Here is a 22,482-nt window from a genome sequence, read left to right as displayed (position 1 = left end):
AGGATAGGCTCATCGGGTCAAACTTTCGGAGGCCAACGGTCGAGAACCGGCGCTTCGCAGATCGGGCGGCGCATGTCGTCGAGCGCCGAGGCGAAGATATCGACGTCGCCGAGCTTTCCGGACTTCAGCATCAGGGCAATGGGAAAAGGTTGCGCAGCGACCGACCGGGAAAAGCCCGGTTCGCGATAGGGGCCAACATCGAGATCGGTTATGCCGAGCGCTCGCACCACCGCGCCTGACGTCTCGCCGCCCGCCACGACCAGCCGCCGCACGCCATGGTCGAGCACGATCGACCGGGCGATTTCCGAAAGGATGGCCTCGGCTTTGGCCCCGGTTTCAAGCCGGCCGTGGGCGGCCTGCAGGGCTTCGACACGGGTTTGCGGCAGGCTGGTGCTGATCGCGAAGTCCCTGCCGGCGGCCGTTTCGGTCGCGGCGAACCGCTTGGCATCGGAGACGACGTCGCGGCCGGCATAGGCCTGACCGATGTCGATGCTGAAAACCCCGTGCGATTGCGCGAAGCGATCGAGCTGGGCGGCCGTCTGCTCCGCCAGACTGCCCACCAGCACCGCTCCGGGGCCATCCACACCATCGAGCCGCACGGGCGCGGGTGCGGGCGCCAGGCCGTTCTCAAACCACAGGGGCGGCAGATGGGCTGCGACGGACGAGTTGCCCGTCAACAGCGGCGCATCGACGGCTGCCGCGGCGAGCGAGGCGAGATGACGCTCATAGAGCGTATCGCACAGGAAGAACGACGTTCCGGCTATCGCCTCCAGGCGGCTGCGTATCGCCTCCGGGCCCTGGTCGACCACCGTATAGTCGATGAGACCGACCTGCTTTTGGCTCTGGGCCTGCAGGACGCGGACGAGGTTGGAGTCCGTCATCGGCGTCAGCGGATCGAGCCGCTTCGGCGATTCCGCCAGGAGCTGGGCGCCCCCGAACATATGACCGAGATAGACGGTGCGCCGCGTCTCGCAGAGCGCCGGAACGAAAAGCGCCTGCCGCGCGCCGAGCCGGTCCAGGATCGCCTCCGCGCAGGGGCCGATATTGCCGGCTGGAGTGGAATCGAAGGTGGCGCAGTATTTGAAGAAGATTTGTCGCGCACCCTGTTCGATGAGGCGCTCCAGCGCTTCGAGCGTCGCTCCGACCGCCTCGGAAGCGGGCGCGACCCGGGATTTCAGTGCGAAGACATGGGCGCTGCCGTAGCGGGCCGGCGCTCCGGGACCGATTGAAAGTGTCGTTGGAACACCCCGCGCGATCAGCATCGAGGCCAGTTCGAGGCCGCCCGTCAGATCGTCGGCGATGGCGCCGAAAACGAGCGGCGTATGATCGGCGCCATGGGGCGTCATCTCGTTACCTCCGCGGTCGTGGTGTCCATGATGCCGGCGGTCTGTCCTCCGCGTTCCGGGAAGTGGCATGCGGCGCGATGTCCGGCCTCGATGGCGTCGAGTTCCGGGGCGACATTCGCGCACACGTCCTGTGCTTTCCAGCAGCGGGTGCGGAAGGGACAGCCCGACGGCACGTTGAGCGGGCTCGGCACGTCTCCCTTGAGCGTGATCCGGCGACGTGCGCGCTCCGCGTCGGGGTCGGGCAGGGGCACGGCGGACAGCAGCGCCCTGGTATAGGGATGGGCCGGTGCTCCGTAGATCTGCGATGCCGCGCCGATCTCGACGATTTTGCCGAGATACATCACCGCGACGCGGTCCGAGACATGTCGGACCACCGCGAGATCATGGGCAATGAACACATAGGCGATGCCCAGCCTCTCCTGCAATTCCCCGAGCAGGTTCAGCACGCCCGCCTGCACCGAGACGTCGAGTGCCGAGACCGGCTCGTCGAGCACCAGCACCTCCGGCTCGAGCGCCAATGCGCGTGCGATGCCGACGCGCTGCCGCTGGCCGCCCGACAGTTCGTGCGGATAGCGTTCGCCATGTTCAGGCGCGAGACGAACGAGGTCGAGCAGTTCGAACGCCCTGTCGAGCGCGGGCCTGCCGGTCACTCCGATGAGACGGAGAGGCTCGGCGATGATGTCGCGGATCTTCATGCGTGGATGAAGCGATGCGAGTGGATCCTGGAACACGATCTGCAGATTGCCGCGAAACTTGCGCATCTCCTCGGCCGACAGGCTGGAGAGGTTGGTGCCCTTGAAGCTCACCTCGCCGGAGGTCGGCTCGACGAGCCGCAGGAGGCAGCGGCCGAGCGTCGATTTTCCGCAGCCCGATTCCCCCACCAGGCCGAGGGTTTCGCCTTTTGCCAGATCGAAGGAGACGCCGCCGACGGCCTTGACCTTGCGCACCGAGCGCCAGCCGAGCAGGCCGCCCTTCACGTCGAAATCCTTGGTGACGTTACGCACGGTCAGGATCGGCTCGGTGCCGGAGAAACCCGTTGATCTCTCTAGGGTCATGCGCGTTCCGCCTCCGTATTCGTCCCGTCGGCAAGGCCATCGCGCAGTTGCTCCGCGAAGTGGCAGGCGGTCAGCACGTTGTCCACCGGACGCAGCGCGGGTTCATCGACGCGGCAGACGTCGCGCGCCATGGGACAACGCGGGTGAAACGGGCAGCCCTTCGGCCTGGCGCTGAGCAGGGGCGGGCTGCCGGGAATGGGTTCGAGCCGCAACTGTTCGCCTGAGATCTTCGGCAGACAGGACAGCAGGCCGTGCGTGTAGGGATGCCGCGTGCGGTAGAAGATATCCCGGACGCTGCCGCTTTCCATGATCTTGCCGGCATACATGACGATCACGTCGTCCGCCGCGCCGGCAACGACCCCCAGATCATGCGTGATCAGGATGAGGCCCATGGAAAACCTGTCCTGCAAGCCCTTGAGGACATCGAGGATCTGCGCCTGGACGGTGACATCGAGCGCCGTCGTCGGTTCGTCGGCGATCAGCACATCCGGATTGTTGGCGACCGCCATCGCGATCATGGCGCGCTGGCGCATGCCGCCCGAGAATTCGTGGACATACTGATTGGCGCGAACGTCCGGCTCGGGCACCGAAACGAGTTCCAGCAATTCGACGGCCCGTTGCCATGCCTTCTGGGCCGGCATGCCGGGATTGTGCAGGCGGACGGCCTCGGCGATCAGCTTGCCGACGGTAACAACGGGATTGAGCGCCGTCATCGGATCCTGGAAGATCAGCCCGATCCTGCTGCCGCGCAGCGCCCGCATGCGCCGTTCCGGTGCGCGCACCAGTTCCTCGCCGCGCAATTTTATCGAGCCCGAAATCACCGATCCCGGTGGGGAGAGACCCATGACCGCGCGCATGGTGATCGACTTGCCGGAGCCGGACTCGCCGACGATGCCGAGAACCTTGCCGGCCTTCGCGGTGAAGCTCACGCCGCGCACGATTTCGATGCCGCTGCGCAGCGTCACGCGCAGGTCTTTCGCTTGAAGCAGGGGGGCCGTCTCCGCCATGTCTCAGTGCTCCCTCGGGTCGAGGATGTCGCGCAGCGCATCGCCGACGAAATTGAAGCCGAGCCCGAGCATCAGGATGGCCATGCCGGGACCGAAGGCGATCCACCACGAGTAGAAATGCGCCGCGCCGTCCGAGATCATCGCGCCCCATTCCGGAGCCGGCGGCTGAGCGCCCAGACCGATGAAGCTGAGCGAGGCGGCAAGCAGGACGACCTGGCCGAAATCCATGGTGGCGCTGATGATCGTCGGCGTCCACGACAGCGGCAGGATATGCTTGGTGAGCAGGCGATAGGAGGAAGCGCCCCCCGCGCGAGCGGCTTCGATATGATCGCGCGAAATCACGTCCAGCACCTGGCCGCGCATCAGGCGCGCATAGACCGGCCACCAGACCACGATGACCGCGATCGCCGCATTCTGCAGCCCCGGCCCGAGGGAGGCGGCCACGGCCATGGCCAGCAGAACCGGCGGGAAGGCCAGCGTGACATCGACGATGCGCATCAAGATACCGTCGGTCCAGCCGCCGAAAAATCCGGCGATCGCACCGACCAGCGAGCCGATCACGACAGAACAGACCACGACCACCACGGAAATGGCCAGCGAATAGCGGACGCCGTAAAGCGTGCGCGTCATCACGTCGCGTCCGAGCGCATCCGTGCCGAGCCAGTGCCGCAGCGACGGCTCTTGCAGCTTTCGCGCCACGATCTTGAGCGGGTCGTAGACGGTCCAGACGTCGATCGTCAGCGCCACGACGATCCAGAAGCCGATGATCAGCAGGCCGGCGACCAAGGCGGGCCGAAGTGCAAGACCGTGTATCCAATGCGCTCTCGCGCCCATAGCGGTGGACATGGGATCACTCCAGTCGGATGCGAGGATTGGCGTAGGCATAGGCGACATCGGTGACGAGGTTCGCCAGCAGGAATGCCGAGGCGCCGATCAGGGAAACGCCGATGATCGCCGGGTAATCGAGGGTGCGCGCGGAATCGACGGCGTAGGAGCCTATGCCGGGCCAGGCAAAAACCGACTCGGTGAGCACCGCGCCCGTGATCAGGTAGGCGAAGGAATAGCCGATGATCGTCAGGGTCGGTATCATGGCGTTCGGCAGCGCGTGGCGCAGCAGCGTGCGCGCCTCGCCCGCGCCCTTGGCGCGCGCGGCGAGGATGTAGTCCTGCCCGAGGGCGTCGAGCATGCTCGCCCGCACCAGTCGCGAAATGATGCCGGTCACCGTCCAGCCAAGCACGAAGGACGGCAGCACGAGGTGGTGCAGCGCATTGAGGAACGTGCCGAACTGCCCCGCGGCCAAGGCGTCGATCGTCAGCATTCCCGTCATGAACGGCGGCGGCTCGGCGCGCGCATCGAGCCGGCTGGGCCCGGGAATCCATCCGAATTTCACGGTGAACAGATAGAGCAACAGCAGGCCGGACCAGAACACGGGCACCGTGGAGCCGAAGAGCGCCACGAAGCGGGCGAAATAATCGAGGGGTCGGTCCTGGAACCGCGAGGCGAGCACGCCGAGCGCCACGCCGCTGACGGTGCCGAAGAGCATGGCGAAGATGACGAGTTCGAGCGTCGCCGGCAGCCGCTCGGCGATGTCGGTGATGACTGGCCTGCGCGTCCTGAACGAAACGCCGAGATCGCCGGTCACCAGGTTTTTCACATAGATCAGGTATTGCTCAGGCAGGCTGCGATCCAGCCCCCACCGCTGCTTGGCCGCCGCCACCACCTCCGGGTTGTTCATCTGCCGCTCGCTGACGAGGGCGGACAGCGGGTCCGCCTGCGTGAAGTGGGAGAGGAAGAATGCCACGGTCGCCACGCCCAGCAGAAGGAGGGGGATGGAGATCAACCGTCGCAACACGTATTGTGTCATGATGTTCTCGGGTCCAGCTTTTGGTGGTTCCTGTCCGGCGCCGGGTCTTTCGAGATCCGAAAGCCGCAATGCGATTCCCGCCGCGTCAGCCGCTCCTTTTCCCAGGAGGGCGCGGCGATCCGGCATCCGGCCAGTTTTGCGGAGAACAGGGCATTGATCAACCGGTGCTTCGCGCCGGGGGCGCTCAACGCCGTCGTTTCCCGGCAGTGCAAGTCCTTGGACCGGAAGCGACTGCCTCCGGTCTTTGTCATGCGTCCTGGCGGGTATGTTACTCGGCTTTGATGTCCGACAGGACCACGTTGCAGCAGGCGCTGAAACGCAGGCCGCTGACGCCCTTGCGGGATACGAACACGGCATCGGGGCTCAGGATCGGCAGGATGACATGCTCGCTGGCCATGATGCCGCCGAGCTTCCCGAACAGTTCGCCGCTCTTGCCGGCCGGCGCCGCGAGAGCATCCGCGAGCAGCTTGGCGGTTTCGGGATTGGCGAGCGTCGGGTCGTTCTTGCCGCCGGCGCGCTTGTACCAGACGGTGCCGTCCATCATCGCGAAATACTGGGCATATTGCGATGAGCCGTAATAATCCGGCGCGAAGAACACCGCCGTCACCGGGATCCCGTCGCCATTGACTTTCTCACGCCAGACGGAGAATTCCACCGGCGCCAGTTCGAGCTTGATATTGATCTCGGCCAGATCCTGCTGGATCTTCTGCATCATCAGCGTGTAGTCGACGCCATACTGGTTGACGTTCGGGTAGGTCGCGTTCAGCGTGAAGCCATCGGCGGCTCCCGCCTCCTTCATCAGCGCCTTCGCCTTTTCAACGTCGTATTTGATCGGCTCGCCGACGCCGCCGCCGGGGAAGCCGTTCGGGATCGGGGCAGGCAGCCGGATTGCCTTGCCATCGACGGTGAGGTCGATGATGCCGTCATAATCGATGGCGGTGGCGATCGCCTCGCGGATCTTGGCATCGAGCGGATGCGGCAGGTTCTTGGCGCCGGGGCTGATGGCGACATAGACCATGTTGAAGGATGGCCTGGTCTCGACGACGACGTTCTCGTTGGTGATGTTCTTCGCGGTCGTCGGATCGACCTGCATGGCGATGTCGGCGCTGCCGCTTTCGAGCAGCTGCGTCTGGCTGACGGCATCCTTGGACTGCAGGAAGATGAACTGGCCGACAGCCGGCTTCTTGCCCCAATACTTGTCGTTCCGCTTCAGGCGCAGCTCATGGCTGGGGCTGTAGCTTTCGAGCACGTAAGCCCCGGCGCCGGCGGAATTGGCCAGCAACCACTGCTCGGCCGTGTCCTTGGTGGCCGCATCGGCACCGGCGTCGCCACCGTGTTGCGCGACCACGTCGGAGTTGACGATGCCGGCATAGGGCGCGGTCAGCGATCCGACGAATTCCGAATTGGGGGCCGTCAGCGTGACCACGACGGTGCCGGCATCCGGCGTTTCGATCGACTTCACATTGTCGAGGATATAGGCGATGCCGCCCTTGATGTTCTTCAGCCGCTCGAGCGTCCACTTGACGTCCTTGGCTTCGACCTGAGAACCGTCGGAAAATTTCGCGGCCGGATCGAGCTTGAAGGTTACCACGGTGGCGTCGGCGTTGGCGCTCCATTCCTTCGCGATCATCGGCACGATCGACGTGTTGTCCGGCGACAGATCGACGAGGCGGTCATAGACCGAACTCAGATAGATCTGACAGGTGTCGCAAAAGGCGCGCGCCGGATCGAGCGAGTTGAAATCCATGTCGCGAGCGATGACAACAGGCCGGCTCTCGTCCGCGGCAAGTCCCAATGTCGGAAAAGCAGCGAGCGAGGCAAGCATTGTCGCTGCCGCTGCCAGAACGGCGCGGCTGCGTACGGACTCGAATCGGGTCTGATACTGTCTAAGCTGCATTATTCTATCTCCCATCCACTGATGTCGTGGCTCTTCGCAGCGACGTTCCTTATTTTCTCTTCGCTGCTACGAGAGGATAATGGCATCGAAAAAAACCATGATTATTGACAAAAGCGAATATTATCGTGCCAATAGCGAGATAAGTGTCGCTTTTGACGTTGCCCGGGCAACCGGGTGGAAAGGGGCGTTCCTGGAACGTTTGCAGACAGCGGGCCGATCATCGGAATTCGAGGTCGAGCGGAAGCGTTCGATTGCTCTCGTCGTCGGCCGGGAGCCCTCGCTGCACACCATCTTCCTCTCGATCGAGCCGTTCCGCGCCGCCAACCGGGTGAGCGAGGAAGCCATGTTCAGCATCGATTTCATGCCGGCCGATCCTGAGGCCGCGCCGACGAGCATGGACATCGCGCTACCGGTCACCGCCGGTTTCGACGACGCCAGGAAATACGACCTTGTCTTTCTCCACGTCACCTATGACGTAGCGGAGGCGGCGAAGGCCAGGCTGTTCAAATGGCTGCGGCGTCAGTCGGCGGCCGGCGCGCATCTTTGCGGCGTCGATGCCGGCCCGTTGCTTCTTGCCGAGGCGGGCTTGCTGGATGGATATATGGCGACCTGTCATTGGACCGGCATGGCGTCGCTGCGGGAATTCTCGGCCACCAGCCGTGTGGTCGAGCAGCTCTATGTCGTCGACCGCAACCGCTCGACCTGCGCCGGGCAGGCCGCGACGCTCGACTATTCGATGACGATGCTGCGCTCGATGTGCGGGGCTGCGCTCTACAATCTCGTCTGCAACGAACTGATCTATGCCGCGCCGCGCCCCGCCGAGGTTAGGCAGCGCGAGATCGTCAACGGGCAGCCCTTCCTGGTCAATCCTGTACTGAGCCGGGCGCGGCGGATCATGCAGGAAACGGTCGAGGAACCACTGGAAATGGAGGCGATCGCAGACCGCTGCGGCGTTTCCGTTCGCGAATTGCAATATCTCTTCCGGCGGCACCTCAATACCAGCCCGAAGAAGATCTACATGGCCCTGAGGCTCCAGCATGCCAAGGAGCTACTGCTCTACAGTTCGATGAGCATCCGCGAGACCGGTCTTGCCTGCGGCTTCGCCACGCCCTCCGCCTACTACCGGGCCTTTTGCGCCGTGTACCGGAAGAGCCCGCAGGAATATCGGAGCGATTTCGCCAAGAAATCGACGATGTATGGCCGCAACCTCTATTGAGGCCATCCGCATCTCGGGCGCCGGAGGCGCGTATCGGGGATAGCCGCGCATGTCGATATTCTATGCCCGGCCAGGTCTCAGGTGGGGTCGTGGCAGGCAATCGCGCCCGCCGCCGCAAGCGCGCCGATCTCTTCGGCGGAAAGCCCGAGCACGCTTTCGAGCACGCTGCTCGTATCCTCGCCCAACAGGGGCGGCGCCTTGGATCGGAGGCCGGCCTGGCAGGCGAGCCCGTGGGCCGGGCGGATCAGCCGGATCGGCCCCAATTCATGATGCTCGAGTTCCTGGACGACGCCGCGTTCGAGCACGCTTGGGCTCCGCAGCGCCTCGGAAACAGTCTTCACGCGGCCTGCCGGCACGTTCGCCTTCGTGCAGGCATCGAGCCAATGCTGGCAGGTCTGTTGCTTCAGGATGTCGATCAGGTCGGGGATCAAGGCGCTGCGATTGACGGCGCGCAGATGCGCGGTGAGAAAACGCCGGTCGACGGCCATGTCCGGTCGGTCGATCACCTGCTCGCAGAAGCTCCGGAAGATCCGGTCGTTGCCGACCGCCAGCGCGAAGACGCCGTCCGATGCATCGAACACCTGATAGGGAACGACTGTCGGATGGGCGTTGCCATAGCGCCTGGGTTCGGCGCCGGCATTGAGATAGCCGGTGCCGACGTTGATCAGCATGTTGAGCGCCGAATCCAGAAGCGCGACATCGATATACTGGCCTTCGCCGGTCTCCCGCCGCTGGTAGAGCGCGGCGAGGATCGACTGGGTCGCCGTCATGCCCGCAACGACATCGGTGAATGCGACGCCGAGCCGGTTGGGCGGGCCGTCCACCTCGCCGGTAATCGACATCAGCCCGCTTTCGGCCTGCATGATGAAGTCGTAACCCGGCCTGTCCCGTTCCGGCCCGGTCTGGCCATAGCCGGAGATCGAGCAATAGACGATGGCTGGATTGATGGCGCGGATCGCGTCATAGCCGATGCCGAGGCGTTCGGCGGTGCCAGCGGTGAAATTCTCGACGATCACATCCGCTTTCGCCGCAAGGTCGAGCGCGATCCGCAAAGCCTGCGGGTTCTTGAGATCGAGCGCGATGCTGTGCTTGCCGCGATTGGCGCAAAGATAATAGGTGCTCACGCCCTTGTAGTTCGGGACGGACCAGGCGCGCGTGTCGTCGCCGCCGGCGATGTTCTCGATCTTCCAGACGTCCGCTCCGAGGTCCGCAAGGCTCATCGTCGCCCAGGGACCTGCAAGCACGCGGCTGAAATCCAGGATGCGTATGCCCGCGAGCGGCATCTTCGGCTTTGTCATGACGGTCTTTCCAAAGGCTGGCCTGCGCCAATATTGACAAGCCCCGCTTTCGTCGTCAACGTAATTGAAAATAATTTCCATTTTTGATCTCGCCTGCATGAGGTGATAGTCGAGCAGGATGCGAAAGCGAAGCAAGCCGACGGAGAGTTCTGCCACGGGAAGTTCGGGGAATTCGGCCGCGTCGCTCACGCGCGGGCTGGATATCCTGCGCGCCTTCACGCCCGATGACGCCACGCTGGGAAACCAGGAACTGATCGACCGGACCGGCCTGGCCGGGGCGACCGTTTCCCGGCTCACCGCCACGCTCGTCAACCTTGGCTACCTGCATTACGATGCGGTGCTGGGCCGTTACAGCATCGGCGCAGCGACCGTCGCGCTGGGCTATTCGGCGCTCAGCTCCAATCCGATCATCCATATTGCGCGGCCCCTGATGCAGGAACTCGCGGACCGGACGGGCGCCGCCGTGGCGCTGGGCGCCTGCGACGGGCTCGAAATGGTCTATCTGGCCAATTGCCGGTCGATGTCGCCGGTGACGCTGCAACTGAATGTGGGATCGCGCGTGCCCATGGCGCGAACCGCCATGGGCCTCGCCTATCTCACGGGTCTCGATGAGGAAAGGCGGGGTGCGCTCGTCGCGGCGCTGAAGCAGGCGGATGCCCGGCGCAGCGAGCGCTTCGTCACCGATCTCGACCAGGCGCTGCGGGATCAGGCCCAGTTCGGTTTCGTCACGGCCTTCGGCTCGTGGCACAGTTACATCAACGCCGTCGGCGTCACGTTTCATCCAACCGACGGTTCGCCGACCGTGGCCCTGACCTGTGGCGGGATCGTCGATATCCTGCCTGAGGACCATTGCCGCAAGGTCGTTGGCCCCAGACTGGTCGCGCTCGTGGAACAGATGCGCGAAAGGCTTGCCGGCGGCGAAGGCAGCCGGATCGACAAGGCGCGCTGACGTCAGGCTTTCAGAATTTCACCGGCGATGATGAGTTGCTGTATCTGCGACGTGCCCTCATAGAGGCGGAACAGCCTGACATCGCGGTAGAAATGCTCCACCGGACAGGCTTGCATATAGCCAGCGCCGCCATGGATCTGCACAGCACGGTCGGCGACGCGGCCCACCATTTCCGAGCAGAAGAGTTTCGCGCTTGCGGCCTGCTGAACGATGCGTTCGCCGGCATCGAACATCCGGGCCGCCTCCAGCACCATCGAGCGACCGGCGAAGGTTTCGGTCGCGCTGTCGGCGAGCATCGCCTGAATCAACTGGTGTTCCGCGATGGGCTTGCCGAACTGGGTACGCGTCCTGGCGAAGGCGACGCTCTCGTCGCAAAGCCTCTGCGCCGTGCCGGTGCAAACAGCGGCGATGTGCAGCCTGCCGCGGTTGAGCACTTTCATCGCCGTCTTGAAGCCCTGGCCTTCCCGACCGCCGATCAACGCGTCGGCGGGAACACGGCAATTGTCGAATATGACGTCGCAGGTGCGAGTGCCGCGCTGGCCCATCTTCTTGTCCACGGGGCCAAGGGAAAGCCCCGGGCTGTCGCTCGCAACGATGAAGGCCGACACGCCTCCCGCGCCAGCCCCGCCGGTACGGGCCATCACGGTGAAGACATCGGCCACGGGCGCATTGGTGATATAACGCTTGGTTCCGTTGAGCAGGTAGAAATCGCCATCCTTCGTTGCCGTCGTCTTGACCGAGGCGGCGTCCGAACCGATGTCGGGCTCCGTCAGCGCGAAGGAGCCGATCACCTCGCCGCTCGCCATGCGCGGCAGCCAGCGGTTCTTCTGCGCGTCGGTTCCGTCGAGGATGATGCCCTGCGCGCCGATGCCGTTATTCGTGCCGATGACCGAGCGGAACGCCGGGGAGGTGTAACCGAGTTCGAGAGCCACGAGCACCTCTTCCTCCATGGTCAGGCCCAGTCCGCCATGGGTCTCGGGTATCGACATCCCGAACAGGCCCAGGGACCGCATGTCGTCGACGATGCCCTGCGGGATCGCATTGTCCTCCTCGACCTGCGCCTCGGCGGGCATCAGCCGCGCGCGGACGAAACGGCGCACCGTTTCCGTAAGTGCGTTCAAGAGATCGCGGTCCCTGATCATAGCTGAACTTTCGCGAGATGAAGAGAGCTTGTTGGGACACAAGGCTGGCACGGCATCGTTTGACAATCAATCAAAATCGGAATTAATTTCCAGAAATGGAATTCGCAAAGCTCCGGCAGTCTCTTGAAAGGAAATCCATGGTCAGCCAGTTGTCGATTTCGCCGAAGGCGCCGTGGTTCCGCATCGAGGTGAACGAGGCGGACTGGCGCGACGAAGGCGCGCGCGACCTCGTGAACTGGTATGGGCAGATGCTGCTCGTCCGGCGGTTCGAGGAAAAGTTGCTCGATCTCGAAAAGGCCGGCCTGATCCATGGCCCGGCGCATGCGAGCATCGGGCAGGAGGCCTGCGGCGTCGGCGCCATGTCCGTTCTCGGCACGGACGACAAGATCAACGGCACGCACCGGGCCCACCACCAGGTGCTGACCAAGCTCCTGAATGCCGCATTGCCCGCGGATTTCGACATCGGCCGCGACGCCTTCGCGGAAGGCATGAATGACGCAATTTATCGTCTCATGGCCGAGATCATGGGGCTGATGCCTGGCTATTGCGGCGGCCGTGGCGGCTCGATGCACATGCGCCACGCCGCCGCCGGCATTGTCGGGACGTCCGCGATTATCGGCGGAAATCCGCCGCACGCCGTAGGCTATGCGCTGGCGGATCGCATGCTCGGTCGCGACGCCATATCCGTGACCTTCTTCGGCGACGGCGCAACGCTTTCGGGCACCACCTACGAATCAATGAACATCGCCGCCGCGCAGAACCTGCCCGTGGTTTTCTTCATCGAGAACAATCTCTACGGCGTTTCCACCCACATCTCCGAGGTGACCCGCGAGATACGGCTCGCGTCCCGCGGGGCCATGCTCGGCATCGCGTCGATCGAGTGCGACGGAATGGATGTCGTGGCCGTTCGCAAGGCGATGATGGAAGCACGCCGCATGATCCGGGAGACCGGCGGTCCCGTCGTGGTGGAGGCGCTCTGCTACCGCCATCTGCATCAGTCCGGCGGCCGCGCGGGAAGCGATTTCGGCTATCGCTCGCGCGAAGAGGAAGCGGAGTGGAAAAAGCGCGATCCCATTCATCTCGCGCATGCCCGGCTGACCTCGCTCGGCTTTGCGAGCAAGGAGGAGTTCGCCCGCATCGACAGTCTGGTGACCGAACGCGTCGCGGCGGCCGCCGCACGCCTGACCGAGCCCGTGGCCGGCGGCAATACGCTCCAGATCCCCGCTCGCCTCTATCCCGATCCTGCGACCGTGGATGAAGGGATCGTCGGCACGCTCGCCGAATTGCGGGACGCCCGCTTCCTCGATCATGACAGGATGCGTGAGGGCGCGGTCGAGACACTCAAATACGTCACCGCCGCGTCCGAAACCATTGCAGCCGCAATGGATCGCGACCCCACCATCGTCGTCATGGGCGAGGACGCGCACCAGATGCGCGGCGGCGTCAGCGGATTTACCAAAGGCGCACTGGAACGCTGGCCGCAGCGCATTCTGCCGATGCCGATCGCCGAAAACGGGTTCACCGGGGTCGCGCTCGGCGCCGCGCTCAACGGTCTTCGGCCGATCGTCGAGATCATGTTCGGCGATTTCTGCTTCACCGCCGCGGATCAGATCGTCAATGGTGTCGGCAAGGTGCGGCACATGTTCGGTGGCGGTTTTCCGGTGCCGCTGGTGCTTCGGGTGCGCATTTCGCCGCATACGGGCTACGGCTCCCAGCATTCGGGCGATCCATCGGCGCTCTTCGGCATGTTTCCCGGCTGGCGCATCGTGATGCCGACCACGGCGTTCGATTATATCGGCCTGATGAATTCGGCGCTGCGTTGCGACGATCCGGTCGTCGTGTTCGAACATGTCGCCTTCTACCAGCGGGAATTCGAAGTGCCCGCGGGGGATCGGGAATTCTGCATTCCATTCGGCTCCGCCCGCGTGGTGCGAGAGGGCGGGGCCTGCACCGTGCTTGCGACATCGGTCATGGTCCAGCACGCTCTTGAGGCTGCCGAAGAATGCGGCATCGATGCCGAGGTCATCGATCTCCGCAATCTCGACCATCACGGCATGGACTGGGAGACCATTGGCCGCTCGATCAAAAAGACGAACCGGGTGCTCATCGCTGAGCAAACCGCGCGCCGGCTATCGATGGGCGCGACGTGGTGCGCCGAGATCCAGGAACGGTTCTTCGACTATCTCGACCACGAAATCCTCCGGGTATCGGGCGGTCTGGCGGCCCCGACGGTCTCCGCCCCCCTCAATCGCGCCGCCCTCGGCGCCAGGGAAGGTATCCGCGACACCATGATGAAAATGTGTTCTTGAGAGCAGGCCTTTCGTAGGGCCCCGGTTCCGTTTCCATCAACGCCGGGCATCTTTCATCGCGGCCCGCTCCTTCTTGTGTTTGCGCATTCTTCAGTTTGGCGCGACCACGTCGCACGACCGACGGTCCGAGCCCTTCTCGACATAGTCGACGAGGATCGTCTTGGCTTCCGCCAGAGACGGGTCGTTATCCGCAGGCCCCGGCGCGGCCATGGGCCGCAATCGAGCCTGTATCCAGTCAAAAATGCGCGTCGATGGCCGCGCGTACGCGAGCGACGCCTTCCGAAATACTGCTTCTGGGTATGGAGGAATAGCCCATGCGGAAGAAGCGGCAGGGGGCGCGGCTTCTTGGGAAAAACGGAGAGCCGGGTTCGACGAGTACGCCATCCTGACGCAGGATTTGCACCAGCCGGTCCGCATCAAGCCCTTTTGGACCTTCCATCCAGAAGGACGTCCCGCCAAAGGCTGAGGCGCCGGCGATCGTCAGGCCTTCGCGATGAAACGTCTCGGCCATCGCAATATGGCGGGCGTGATATTCGGTGCGCATGCGATGCAGCACGGCATCGTAATGGCCCAGCGCCAGGAAATACGCCGCCGTGCGCTGCAGATGGCCGGGCGGATGGCGCAGCATCAGCGAGCGCAGGGCGCGCGCCTTGCGGATGAATGGCGCCGGAGCGACGAGATAGCCCAGCCTGAGGCCCGGAAACAACGACTTGGAAAAACTGCCGATATAGAGGACGCGGCCGGTCGTATCGAAAGACTTCAGCGCCGGGGAGGGCGGGGCCAGAAAGCTGATCTCGAATTCGTAATCGTCTTCCACGATAACGAAATCCCGTTCAGTCGCCGCCTGCAACAGCCGGACCCGGCGGTCGATCGGCATGGTGGCGCCGGTCGGCGAATGGTGGCTGGGCGTGACGACGACGGCGTCGACATCCTCGGGCAAGCTGTCCGGCGGCAGGCCCTCCGCATCCACGTCGATGGTCGTCACCCTCGCGCCGCTCAGGAGCAGCGAGGCGCTGATATCGGGATGGCAGGGGTTCTCGCAGACCGCGCTGGAACCGTTTTGAAGGATCAGCCGTGTGACGATCCAGAGCGCATTCTGCGCGCCGACGGTAACGAGAATCTCGTCCGGGTTCGCATGGATGCCGCGCCGGGGCAGGGTGCGCGAACAAATGTAATTGACGAGCCGGACGTCATCAGCAGCGGCGAAATCGCTTGCCATGAGGATGAAATCCTCACGGGCGAGCGCGCGCCGGGCGCAGTCACGCCACGCGTTGAGATCGAAGAGGGACGGATCCATCTGGCCATAGAGAAACGGATAGGGATAGCGCCGCCAGTCGAGCGGCTTTTCCACCTGGCGGACCACATTGAAATCCATCGTCACCTTGCTGTCCCAGTCCACCGGTTGGGCGCCCGCCGGCAGGCGCATGTTTTCCATGGCGCGGCCCGGCGGATTGCCGGCGATGCGATAGGCGCTGCGGCCGGCCGCCTCCAGTGTTGAACCGGGTCATCGAAAAGGCGTGGCGCGGCTGCGCTCCCGCGCAGATCAACATCCCGCGCGACTACTGGACCCAGGTGATCGACGTCGACCTGCCATCCATCGTGCGCTTCGAGCGCCCGGCCGGCGGCCCGCAGGCGATCACGGAGGCCGCCAGGCTTCTCTCGGAAGCGAAGTTCCCGGTCATCCTCAACGGCGCCGGTGTCGTCATCGGCGGCGCCATCGGCGAGTCCATGGCGCTCGCCGAGCGGCTCGATGCGCCGGTCTGCTGCGGTTACCAGCACAACGACGCCTTTCCCGGCAGCCATCGCCTGTCCGTCGGCCCGCTTGGCTATAACGGCTCGAAGGCGGCGATGGAGCTGATCTCCAAGGCCGACGTGGTTCTGGCGCTTGGCACCCGGCTCAATCCCTTCTCGACGCTTCCGGGCTACGGCATCGACTATTGGCCGAAGAACGCCGCGATCATCCAGGTCGACATCAATCCCGACCGCATCGGCCTCACCAAGAAGGTCAGCGTCGGCATTTGCGGCGATGCCAGGCAGGTGGCGAGCCGGATCCTCGAACAGCTTTCGCCGGCGGCGGGCAATGCCGGCCGGGAGGAACGCAAGGCGGCGATCCATCACACCCGCTCGGCCTGGCAGCAGCAACTCTCCTCCATGGACCATGAGGACGACGATCCGGGCACGGAATGGAACGAAGGTGCCCGTAGCCGCCAGCCGGACCGCATGTCGCCGCGCCAGGCCTGGCGGGCAATCCAGGCCGCCTTGCCCAAGGAGGCCATCGTTTCCACCGACATCGGCAACAACTGTGCCATCGGCAACGCCTATCCGACTTTCGAGACGGGTCGCAAATACCTTGCGCCCGGCATGTTCGGCCCCTGCGGCTACGGCTTCCCCTCGATTGTCGGCGCCAAGATCGGCTGCCCGGATGTGCCGGTGGTCGGTTTTGCCGGCGATGGCGCGTTCGGCATCTCGATGAACGAAATGGGTGCGATCGGTCGAGAAGGCTGGCCGGCGATCACCATGGTGATCTTCCGCAACTACCAGTGGGGCGCGGAAAAGCGCAATACGACGCTGTGGTACGCCAACAACTTCGTCGGCACCGAGCTGAACCCCAATCTCAGCTATGCCAAGGTGGCCGAGGGCTGCGGCCTCAAGGGCGTCGCCGTCGATACGCCGGCGGCGCTGACCGAAGCGCTGGCCAGGGCGATCGAGGACCAGAAGGCCGGTGTGACGACCTTCGTGGAAGTCATCCTCAACCAGGAACTCGGCGAGCCCTTCCGCCGCGACGCCATGAAGAAGCCCGTGCCGGTCGCCGGCATCGACCGCGCCGACATGCGCGCGCAGAAGCGCGCCTGATTCTCCTCTCGCAACATCCCGTCCGGCGTCTGCCGGGCGGGGCAGTCTTACGCTGAGAACGGAACAACACCATGAGCCTCACCGCCTCCGTCCATGATCGTTTCCGGGCTCTGCCCTCGGGATTTTCCGCCTACTGGCCGGGTTTTGCCGTGACCGCCGCAGTGGCCGTCGCCGCCCAGTTCCTCTCCGATCACTACGGCGCGCCCGCCATGTTGATGGCGCTGCTGCTCGGCATCGCCTTCCACTTCCTGTCCGAAGAGGGGCGGTGCGTCGCCGGCATCCAGTTCTGCGCCAAGCATGTGCTCAGGATCGGCGTCGCGCTGCTCGGCATGCGCATCAGCGTCGACCTCCTGATCGGGCTCGGTGCGAGCACGATCCTGCTGCTCGTCTCGGCCATCGCCGCGACCATCGGCTTTGGCCTCCTGGCGGCGAAACTGCTCGGGCGCGGCTGGCGGCTGGCGCTGATCACCAGCGGTTCCGTCGCCATCTGCGGCGCGTCGGCCGCGATGGCGATTGCCGCGGTGCTGCCGAAGAACGAGTTTTCCGAGCGCAACCTCATCTTCACCGTGCTCTCCGTCACCGTGCTTTCCACGCTGGCGATGATCGCCTATCCGATCCTTGCGCAGACCATGGGGCTCGACGCGCGGGCGACCGGCATCTTTTTCGGCGGCACCATCCATGACGTGGCGCAGGTCGTCGGCGCCGGCTTTTCGGTGTCGCCCGAGGCGGGGGAGACGGCGACGCTCGTCAAGCTCATCCGCGTCACCATGCTGGCGCCGGTCGTGCTGAGCTATTCGGTCGTGCTGCGCAACGTGCCGCAGGGCGAGGGCGAGACGGGCAAGCGCCCGCCGCTGCTTCCGGGCTTTGTCATCGCCTTCCTCATTTTCGCCGCCCTCAATTCTTTCGGCGTTATTCCGGAGGTCGCGGCGAAGGCGGGTTCGGAGGCCTCGCGCTGGGCGCTGCTCGCGGGCATCGTCGCAGTCGGCATGCGCACGTCGCTGCGCCGCGTGCTCGACGTCGGCGGGGACGCCGTCGCGCTCATCGTCGCTGAAACCCTGTTCATCGCCGCCTTCATCCTCGTCGGCATTCACTACCTGGGGCACGCCTGATGAAACCGCTCGACCGCATCCTCGAAGCGGCAAAGGCCGCGCCGCGCCGCATCGTTCTCGCCGAGGGTGAGGATCCGCGCATCGTCGAAGGAGCGGTGCGCGCCGCCCGCGAGGGCCTGGCCGAGATCATTCTCGTCGGTCGTCGTGCGATGGTCGAAGCCCGGCTCGCGGAAGCAGGAGAGACGTCTGGCAGGATCCGTATCGAAGACCCCGCCACGTCGGCGCTCACGGCGCGTCTTGCTCAAGCCTATCATACGCTTCGCGCCGGCAAGGGTATCGATGCGGAGGCGGCAGCCGAGGCACTGCGCGCGCCGCTCGTCTTCGCCGCCATGATGGTGCGGGAGGGGGAGGCGGACGGCACGGTCGCCGGCGCGGTGGCGACGACCGCGGACACCGTGCGCGCCGCCCTCCAGACCATCGGCCGGGCACCGGGCGTCAGCCTCGTGTCGAGTTTTTTCCTGATGATGTTGTGCGCGCCCCATCATGTGAAGAAAGGTGCCTTCGTCTTTTCCGATTGCGGTCTTGTCGTCGATCCCGACGCGGCCGGCCTTGCCGATATCGCCATCGCCTCGGCGCGTTCCTACGAGGCGCTCGCCGGCCTGCCGGCAAAGGTGGCGATGCTGTCCTTTTCGACGGCCGGTAGCGCCGTGCACGAACGCGTCTCCAAGGTGACGGAGGCGACGCGATTGGCCCACGAGGCCGCGCCAGATCTGGTCATCGATGGGGAATTGCAGTTCGATACTGCTTTTGTCGAGGCCGTCAGCGCGGCTAAGGCGCCGCATTCCGAGCTGCATGGCCAGGCGAATGTCTTCGTATTTCCGAACCTCGATGCCGCCAATATCGGCTACAAGATCGCCCAGCGGATCGGTGGGGCTTCGGCGATCGGTCCGATCTTGCAGGGGCTTGCCAAGCCGGCCAACGATTTGTCCCGTGGTTGCAACGCGAATGACGTCTTTCACATGATCGCGGTGACCGTGGTGCAGGCAGGCGCGGTGTAACGCCACGATGAGCGCATCTGCCAGAGGGCGCCCGCCACTTCCTGATCGCAAACAGATGAAAGATATCAACTCCGTCATCGCCGACATGCCCACCTGCGGCTAGCGGCATGCCATCGTCCGCCGGAACGCTCGGGCACGGTGCCGTTCGTAGCCCAATGCCTAGCGCACTGCCAGTCATCAGTGCCCGCCCGTCGATCCCGCGATGCGGCCCGAACTCGGCATTCCCAATCTTCGCCAATAATCGCGACCGTCGTTCTTTACCCCGGAAAACAATTTCGGGCTGCGATTTTGCGGATGTTTTCTTGCTGTGCGAAATTTGAACCTGCTTTTACAACCGTATGCCCCGCCATCGAGCCGGTTCCATAAGATCGATTACGCATTCGGAAAGTTCGATGCGGGTAGGTTCCATTTTCAAATGCAACGAAGACACTAAGGCCATGGTTTAAGGAGGATGGAATGGGCCGCTCTTTATGCAGTTGAGTCTGGGGGGTTCCAGACGCCAAGGGAGATATTTACCCGGCACCTCCGGGCCATGGAACGGCAAAGCATGTAGAGTTCACGTGAGCATTCCATTCAAACTGGAGCCAGCAACGCCAAAATTGACCCAGAATAGCTACCAACATCGGGCTGAACTGTCACCCTCATCCTTGGAACAACCGAATGAATGCAGGAACGCCCTCTCGATGTGAGAGAATCGCTCTTGAGGTCCAGGACGCCAAGGACATCCAAAACCGCTTCAAATCTTCCAACCAGCATAAGGGGTAGACTTCGCGGCCCATCTCCGAGGTGAACTGTTGCCGCGTATATGAACGATAGAATATTGCAGATTAGACCAGAAGATTGTCTGCCTCGTCCGCTCGTCAGCCAGCGCTAAATCCATCGCCATAGATCAGCAACAAGACGCCAAAGTGAACCGGCCCCGCGAAAATTTCCGAGGCCGACAGAAATCAGCGGCTTGAAGCCACGCATGATACCGCTATGGCAACGATCAAGGCGGAAGCCGAGCGCCTTGGAGAAAAGTGTGCGCGATTGCGCCAGTTGTCGCATGGAAGTAGCGAATAGGTTGTTCTCAATGTGTGTCGGCTTACTGTGGACGCCCCCGCCGTTGCACATCAACTCGATGTCTAACAAGGCGCTCTCATCTCGATTCCCATTTGTGGATTTCGCTCGCCGACGTGGAACCCGGAGCCCGCAAACGAGTTGATTTTTCGCGCATGCGCGGAGGAACGAAACCCATCAGCGAGGGCAAAGCCTCGGTCGTGTCCCCATTGCGGCGGCAGTGCTGGTGCCCTTTCCTCCTACACGGACAACCTTCGTGAGCGCCTCATCGAACGAACCTCTTTCCTCTGCATCCGCCGAGCACCCGACACCGCGACCGACATCCGGCTCCGTGCTCAAGAAGCTCGGACCGGGGCTCATCACCGGCGCGGCCGACGACGACCCCAGTGGTATCGCGACATATTCGCAGGCCGGAGCACAATTCGGCCCGAACATGCTATGGACGATGCTGCTGACATATCCGTTGATGTCCGCAATCCAACTCGTCAGCGCCAGGATCGGTCGGGTGACGGGAAGCGGGCTTGCCGTCAACATGGCTGCCATCCTGCCAAAACAGCTGGTCGTCGGGCTCGTCTGTCTGCTGTTCGTCGCCAACTGCATCAATATCGGCGCCAACCTTGTGGCAATGGGCGCGTCTGTGGAATTGGCGCTCGGAATCCCGAGCCTGCCGATCACCATCTGCTTTGCCATCGTGTCGCTGCTGCTCCAGATGTTCGTACCCTACGAGCGCTATGCCAATCTGCTGAAATGGCTGACCCTCGTTCTGTTCGCCTATATCGCCGTGCTCTTCGTCGTCAAGATCGACTGGGCTGCGACGTTGAAAGGATTCGTATGGCCATCGTTTCCGTTGACGAGTGACAGCTTCACGGTGATCGTCGCCATCCTGGGAACGACGATCAGCCCCTATCTTTTCTTCTGGCAGTCAAGCCAGGAGGTCGAGGAGATCGATCGGAAAGACGAGGCCGAACCTCTCGAGGAGGCACCGCACCAGGCGCCGAAAGAGCTCAGCCGTATCGAACTCGATACCTTTGCGGGCATGGCGGTGTCCAATATCGTTGCGATCGCCATCATGATGTGTACGGCTGCAACGCTACACGCCAGCGGAAAAACCGAAATCAATTCCGCAGCCGATGTCGCCGAAGCCCTGAAGCCGATCGCAGGAAACTTTGCCTTCGCGCTGTTCAGTATCGGCATTGTCGGAACTGGGCTTCTTTCCATACCGGTTCTCGCCGGCTCGGCGGCTTATGCTTTCGCCGAAACCCAGGATTGGAAGATCGGCCTCGATCATAAACCCTGGGAAGCCGTCGGCTTCTACGGTGTGATCGCCGCAGCAACGACATTGGGCCTTCTCCTGGAGTTCGTTCCTCTCGACCCCGTGAAGGCGCTGTTCTGGAGTGCGGTCATCAACGGTTTCGTGGCGGTGCCGATCATGGCAGCGATGATGATCATCGTCAGCAGCAAAAAGCAGATGAAGGAATTTGCAGCGCCGATGTCGATGCGTCTGTTCGGCTGGGGCGCCACGGCGGTCATGGCGCTCGCCGCGATCGCAATGCTGATATTCTGAGGGACCGGGTTTCATTCTGATGGGCGGTAAATCAACAGGAGACCGACGGTGGCAAGCGCGATGAGGTCGAGGCGGCTGATCAGCAGAAGCCGGTCGATGAACAGCGTCACCGCAACGAAAATGCCGACGCCAGCAGGCGGGCCCTGATTGCGGAAGGGAAATCCAGCGCGAAGCGCCCCCATAAAATGCCGACCACTATCGTAAAATTGGGAATTTGCCACATGATCGCCTGGAGCCAGCAGCATCTTAGGGCAAGAATTCGTCACCCAAATGAGACTTCAGCGCCCCGACCGAATAAACTTGATTTTCCTCTGAAAGTTTTATTCTGTGCGCGGATAGCGCTCTCGCTACGAATGGAGCGCATAACGACGGCGCGCCTTTGAGCAAAATGACGATGCGTACACTCAATATCTGGCTCGCCGACCTCTTCCGGCGGCACAATCGTGATGCGGTCCGGTTCGCCGCGCGTCTCGTCGGCGATCGAGATAGCGGTGAAGAGGTCGTGCAGAACGCCTGGCTGCGGATATCCGCTCGAGACAATGCGGCTCCCATTGAGCATCCCAAGACTTATCTCTTTGCCGCCACACGCAACGCAGCGATCGATTTTACCTTGCGCCGCCAGCGGGAATGGTCGCGCCGGGTTGATTTCGATGCTTTGACGGATGCCGATCTCGCCGACGGCACGCTCGCCGCCTATGAGCACCGCCACCAGCTTGCCCGGCTCGCCGTGTATCTCAACGGCATCGTAAAGTTAACGGAACTTGGGGCTTGATAGGCGATGAAGAGGCATGACAGACCGTGATCCGCTCTACCGTC

The 22,482-nt window shown here is 63.5% G+C and carries 17 protein-coding genes and 3 pseudogenes; 9 read left to right on the top strand and 11 right to left on the bottom strand.

What is annotated here, in order from left to right; translation table 11 throughout:
- Nucleotides 1–17 precede the first annotated feature (17 nt).
- The 7 genes from otnK to P7F60_RS26710 all read right to left on the bottom strand — a co-directional run bounded on the left by otnK (nucleotide 18) and on the right by P7F60_RS26710 (nucleotide 7,169).
- On the bottom strand, nucleotides 18–1,346 hold the full coding sequence (gene otnK / locus P7F60_RS26740; protein WP_277920692.1) for a 3-oxo-tetronate kinase: 1,329 nt from the start codon (nucleotides 1,344–1,346) through the stop codon (nucleotides 18–20).
- Entirely contained in the window at nucleotides 1,343–2,401 is a 1,059-nt protein-coding gene (locus tag P7F60_RS26735; protein WP_277920691.1) for an ABC transporter ATP-binding protein, read from the bottom strand. The genes otnK and P7F60_RS26735 overlap by 4 nt, the downstream gene beginning before the upstream one ends.
- On the bottom strand, nucleotides 2,398–3,408 hold the full coding sequence (locus P7F60_RS26730; protein WP_277920690.1) for an ABC transporter ATP-binding protein: 1,011 nt from the start codon (nucleotides 3,406–3,408) through the stop codon (nucleotides 2,398–2,400). Before P7F60_RS26730 ends, P7F60_RS26735 begins: the two co-directional genes overlap by 4 nt.
- A 3-nt stretch (nucleotides 3,409–3,411) precedes the next feature.
- Nucleotides 3,412–4,254 (bottom strand): ABC transporter permease, encoded by an 843-nt coding sequence (locus tag P7F60_RS26725; protein ID WP_277920689.1) that lies wholly within the window; start codon nucleotides 4,252–4,254, stop codon nucleotides 3,412–3,414.
- 4 nt (nucleotides 4,255–4,258) lie between these two features.
- Entirely contained in the window at nucleotides 4,259–5,272 is a 1,014-nt protein-coding gene (locus P7F60_RS26720) for an ABC transporter permease (RefSeq protein WP_277920688.1), read from the bottom strand.
- Nucleotides 5,269–5,460, bottom strand: a complete 192-nt coding sequence (locus tag P7F60_RS26715) for a hypothetical protein (protein WP_277920687.1) — start codon at nucleotides 5,458–5,460, stop codon at nucleotides 5,269–5,271. Before P7F60_RS26715 ends, P7F60_RS26720 begins: the two co-directional genes overlap by 4 nt.
- 80 nt (nucleotides 5,461–5,540) lie before the next feature.
- A complete protein-coding gene (locus tag P7F60_RS26710) occupies nucleotides 5,541–7,169 on the bottom strand; it encodes an ABC transporter substrate-binding protein (RefSeq protein ID WP_277920686.1) in 1,629 nt (542 codons plus the stop codon).
- Nucleotides 7,170–7,266: 97 nt separating this feature from the next.
- On the opposite strand from P7F60_RS26710, the gene P7F60_RS26705 reads away from it, so the two are divergent.
- On the top strand, nucleotides 7,267–8,385 hold the full coding sequence (locus tag P7F60_RS26705; protein ID WP_277920685.1) for a helix-turn-helix domain-containing protein: 1,119 nt from the start codon (nucleotides 7,267–7,269) through the stop codon (nucleotides 8,383–8,385).
- Nucleotides 8,386–8,462: 77 nt separating this feature from the next.
- Here P7F60_RS26705 and P7F60_RS26700 read toward each other — a convergent pair whose 3' ends face one another.
- A complete protein-coding gene (locus tag P7F60_RS26700; protein WP_277920684.1) occupies nucleotides 8,463–9,683 on the bottom strand; it encodes a CaiB/BaiF CoA-transferase family protein in 1,221 nt (406 codons plus the stop codon).
- A gap of 118 nt (nucleotides 9,684–9,801) precedes the next feature.
- Here P7F60_RS26700 and P7F60_RS26695 point away from each other — a divergent pair, with 118 nt between their 5' ends.
- Complete coding sequence (locus P7F60_RS26695) at nucleotides 9,802–10,632, top strand: IclR family transcriptional regulator (protein WP_277920683.1); 831 nt, start codon at nucleotides 9,802–9,804, stop codon at nucleotides 10,630–10,632.
- Nucleotides 10,633–10,634: 2 nt separating this feature from the next.
- On the opposite strand, the gene P7F60_RS26690 is transcribed toward P7F60_RS26695, so the two are convergent.
- Nucleotides 10,635–11,774, bottom strand: coding sequence for an acyl-CoA dehydrogenase family protein (locus tag P7F60_RS26690; RefSeq protein WP_277920682.1), 1,140 nt, complete (start codon nucleotides 11,772–11,774; stop codon nucleotides 10,635–10,637).
- A 137-nt stretch (nucleotides 11,775–11,911) separates the two neighbouring features.
- Between P7F60_RS26690 and P7F60_RS26685 the strand changes: the two genes are divergently transcribed.
- A complete protein-coding gene (locus tag P7F60_RS26685) occupies nucleotides 11,912–14,083 on the top strand; it encodes an alpha-ketoacid dehydrogenase subunit alpha/beta (RefSeq protein WP_277920681.1) in 2,172 nt (723 codons plus the stop codon).
- A gap of 235 nt (nucleotides 14,084–14,318) precedes the next feature.
- Here the strand turns inward: P7F60_RS26685 and P7F60_RS26680 are convergent.
- Nucleotides 14,319–15,575: pseudogene (locus P7F60_RS26680) on the bottom strand (PLP-dependent aminotransferase family protein); the annotation flags it as partial.
- On the opposite strand from P7F60_RS26680, the pseudogene xsc reads away from it, so the two are divergent.
- The 5 genes and pseudogenes from xsc to P7F60_RS26655 form a co-directional block, all read left to right on the top strand.
- Nucleotides 15,575–16,936: pseudogene (gene xsc / locus P7F60_RS26675) on the top strand (sulfoacetaldehyde acetyltransferase); the annotation flags it as partial. The pseudogenes P7F60_RS26680 and xsc sit on opposite strands and share 1 nt — an antisense overlap.
- A 71-nt stretch (nucleotides 16,937–17,007) precedes the next feature.
- The gene (locus tag P7F60_RS26670; protein WP_277920679.1) at nucleotides 17,008–18,045 is read left to right on the top strand and encodes a YeiH family protein; all 1,038 of its coding nucleotides are present in this window, start codon (nucleotides 17,008–17,010) and stop codon (nucleotides 18,043–18,045) included.
- The gene (gene pta / locus P7F60_RS26665; protein ID WP_277920678.1) at nucleotides 18,045–19,043 is read left to right on the top strand and encodes a phosphate acetyltransferase; all 999 of its coding nucleotides are present in this window, start codon (nucleotides 18,045–18,047) and stop codon (nucleotides 19,041–19,043) included. Before P7F60_RS26670 ends, pta begins: the two co-directional genes overlap by 1 nt.
- A 13-nt stretch (nucleotides 19,044–19,056) precedes the next feature.
- Nucleotides 19,057–19,191 (top strand): annotated as a pseudogene (locus P7F60_RS26660) (IS3 family transposase); the annotation flags it as partial.
- Between the two features lie 1,167 nt (nucleotides 19,192–20,358).
- Complete coding sequence (locus tag P7F60_RS26655) at nucleotides 20,359–21,666, top strand: Nramp family divalent metal transporter (protein WP_277920732.1); 1,308 nt, start codon at nucleotides 20,359–20,361, stop codon at nucleotides 21,664–21,666.
- 11 nt (nucleotides 21,667–21,677) lie between these two features.
- Here the strand turns inward: P7F60_RS26655 and P7F60_RS26650 are convergent, their stop codons facing one another.
- Nucleotides 21,678–21,911, bottom strand: a complete 234-nt coding sequence (locus P7F60_RS26650) for a hypothetical protein (RefSeq protein WP_277920677.1) — start codon at nucleotides 21,909–21,911, stop codon at nucleotides 21,678–21,680.
- A gap of 149 nt (nucleotides 21,912–22,060) precedes the next feature.
- On the opposite strand from P7F60_RS26650, the gene P7F60_RS26645 reads away from it, so the two are divergent.
- Nucleotides 22,061–22,438: a sigma factor gene (locus P7F60_RS26645; protein ID WP_277920676.1), complete on the top strand. Its 378-nt coding sequence runs from the start codon at nucleotides 22,061–22,063 to the stop codon at nucleotides 22,436–22,438.
- Nucleotides 22,439–22,482: the final 44 nt, after the last annotated feature.

Origin of the sequence: Rhizobium sp. YJ-22 (assembly GCF_029601685.1) — a bacterium.
Taxonomy (GTDB): domain Bacteria; phylum Pseudomonadota; class Alphaproteobacteria; order Rhizobiales; family Rhizobiaceae; genus Metarhizobium.
Note: the sequence above shows the minus strand (reverse complement) of the source record. Positions and strands in the feature narration are given on the sequence as shown.

Bases quoted from the DNA above. Each gene is read 5' to 3' on its own strand.
- otnK (WP_277920692.1), bottom strand. From the start codon at position 1,346: ATGACGCCCCATGGCGCCGATCATACGCCGCTCGTTTTCGGCGCCATC.
- P7F60_RS26735 (WP_277920691.1), bottom strand. From the start codon at position 2,401: ATGACCCTAGAGAGATCAACGGGTTTCTCCGGCACCGAGCCGATCCTG.
- P7F60_RS26730 (WP_277920690.1), bottom strand. From the start codon at position 3,408: ATGGCGGAGACGGCCCCCCTGCTTCAAGCGAAAGACCTGCGCGTGACG.
- P7F60_RS26725 (WP_277920689.1), bottom strand. From the start codon at position 4,254: ATGTCCACCGCTATGGGCGCGAGAGCGCATTGGATACACGGTCTTGCA.
- P7F60_RS26720 (WP_277920688.1), bottom strand. From the start codon at position 5,272: ATGACACAATACGTGTTGCGACGGTTGATCTCCATCCCCCTCCTTCTG.
- P7F60_RS26710 (WP_277920686.1), bottom strand. From the start codon at position 7,169: ATGCAGCTTAGACAGTATCAGACCCGATTCGAGTCCGTACGCAGCCGC.
- P7F60_RS26705 (WP_277920685.1), top strand. From the start codon at position 7,267: ATGATTATTGACAAAAGCGAATATTATCGTGCCAATAGCGAGATAAGT.
- P7F60_RS26700 (WP_277920684.1), bottom strand. From the start codon at position 9,683: ATGACAAAGCCGAAGATGCCGCTCGCGGGCATACGCATCCTGGATTTC.
- P7F60_RS26695 (WP_277920683.1), top strand. From the start codon at position 9,802: ATGCGAAAGCGAAGCAAGCCGACGGAGAGTTCTGCCACGGGAAGTTCG.
- P7F60_RS26690 (WP_277920682.1), bottom strand. From the start codon at position 11,774: ATGATCAGGGACCGCGATCTCTTGAACGCACTTACGGAAACGGTGCGC.
- P7F60_RS26685 (WP_277920681.1), top strand. From the start codon at position 11,912: ATGGTCAGCCAGTTGTCGATTTCGCCGAAGGCGCCGTGGTTCCGCATC.
- P7F60_RS26670 (WP_277920679.1), top strand. From the start codon at position 17,008: ATGAGCCTCACCGCCTCCGTCCATGATCGTTTCCGGGCTCTGCCCTCG.
- pta (WP_277920678.1), top strand. From the start codon at position 18,045: ATGAAACCGCTCGACCGCATCCTCGAAGCGGCAAAGGCCGCGCCGCGC.
- P7F60_RS26650 (WP_277920677.1), bottom strand. From the start codon at position 21,911: ATGCTGCTGGCTCCAGGCGATCATGTGGCAAATTCCCAATTTTACGAT.
- P7F60_RS26645 (WP_277920676.1), top strand. From the start codon at position 22,061: ATGCGTACACTCAATATCTGGCTCGCCGACCTCTTCCGGCGGCACAAT.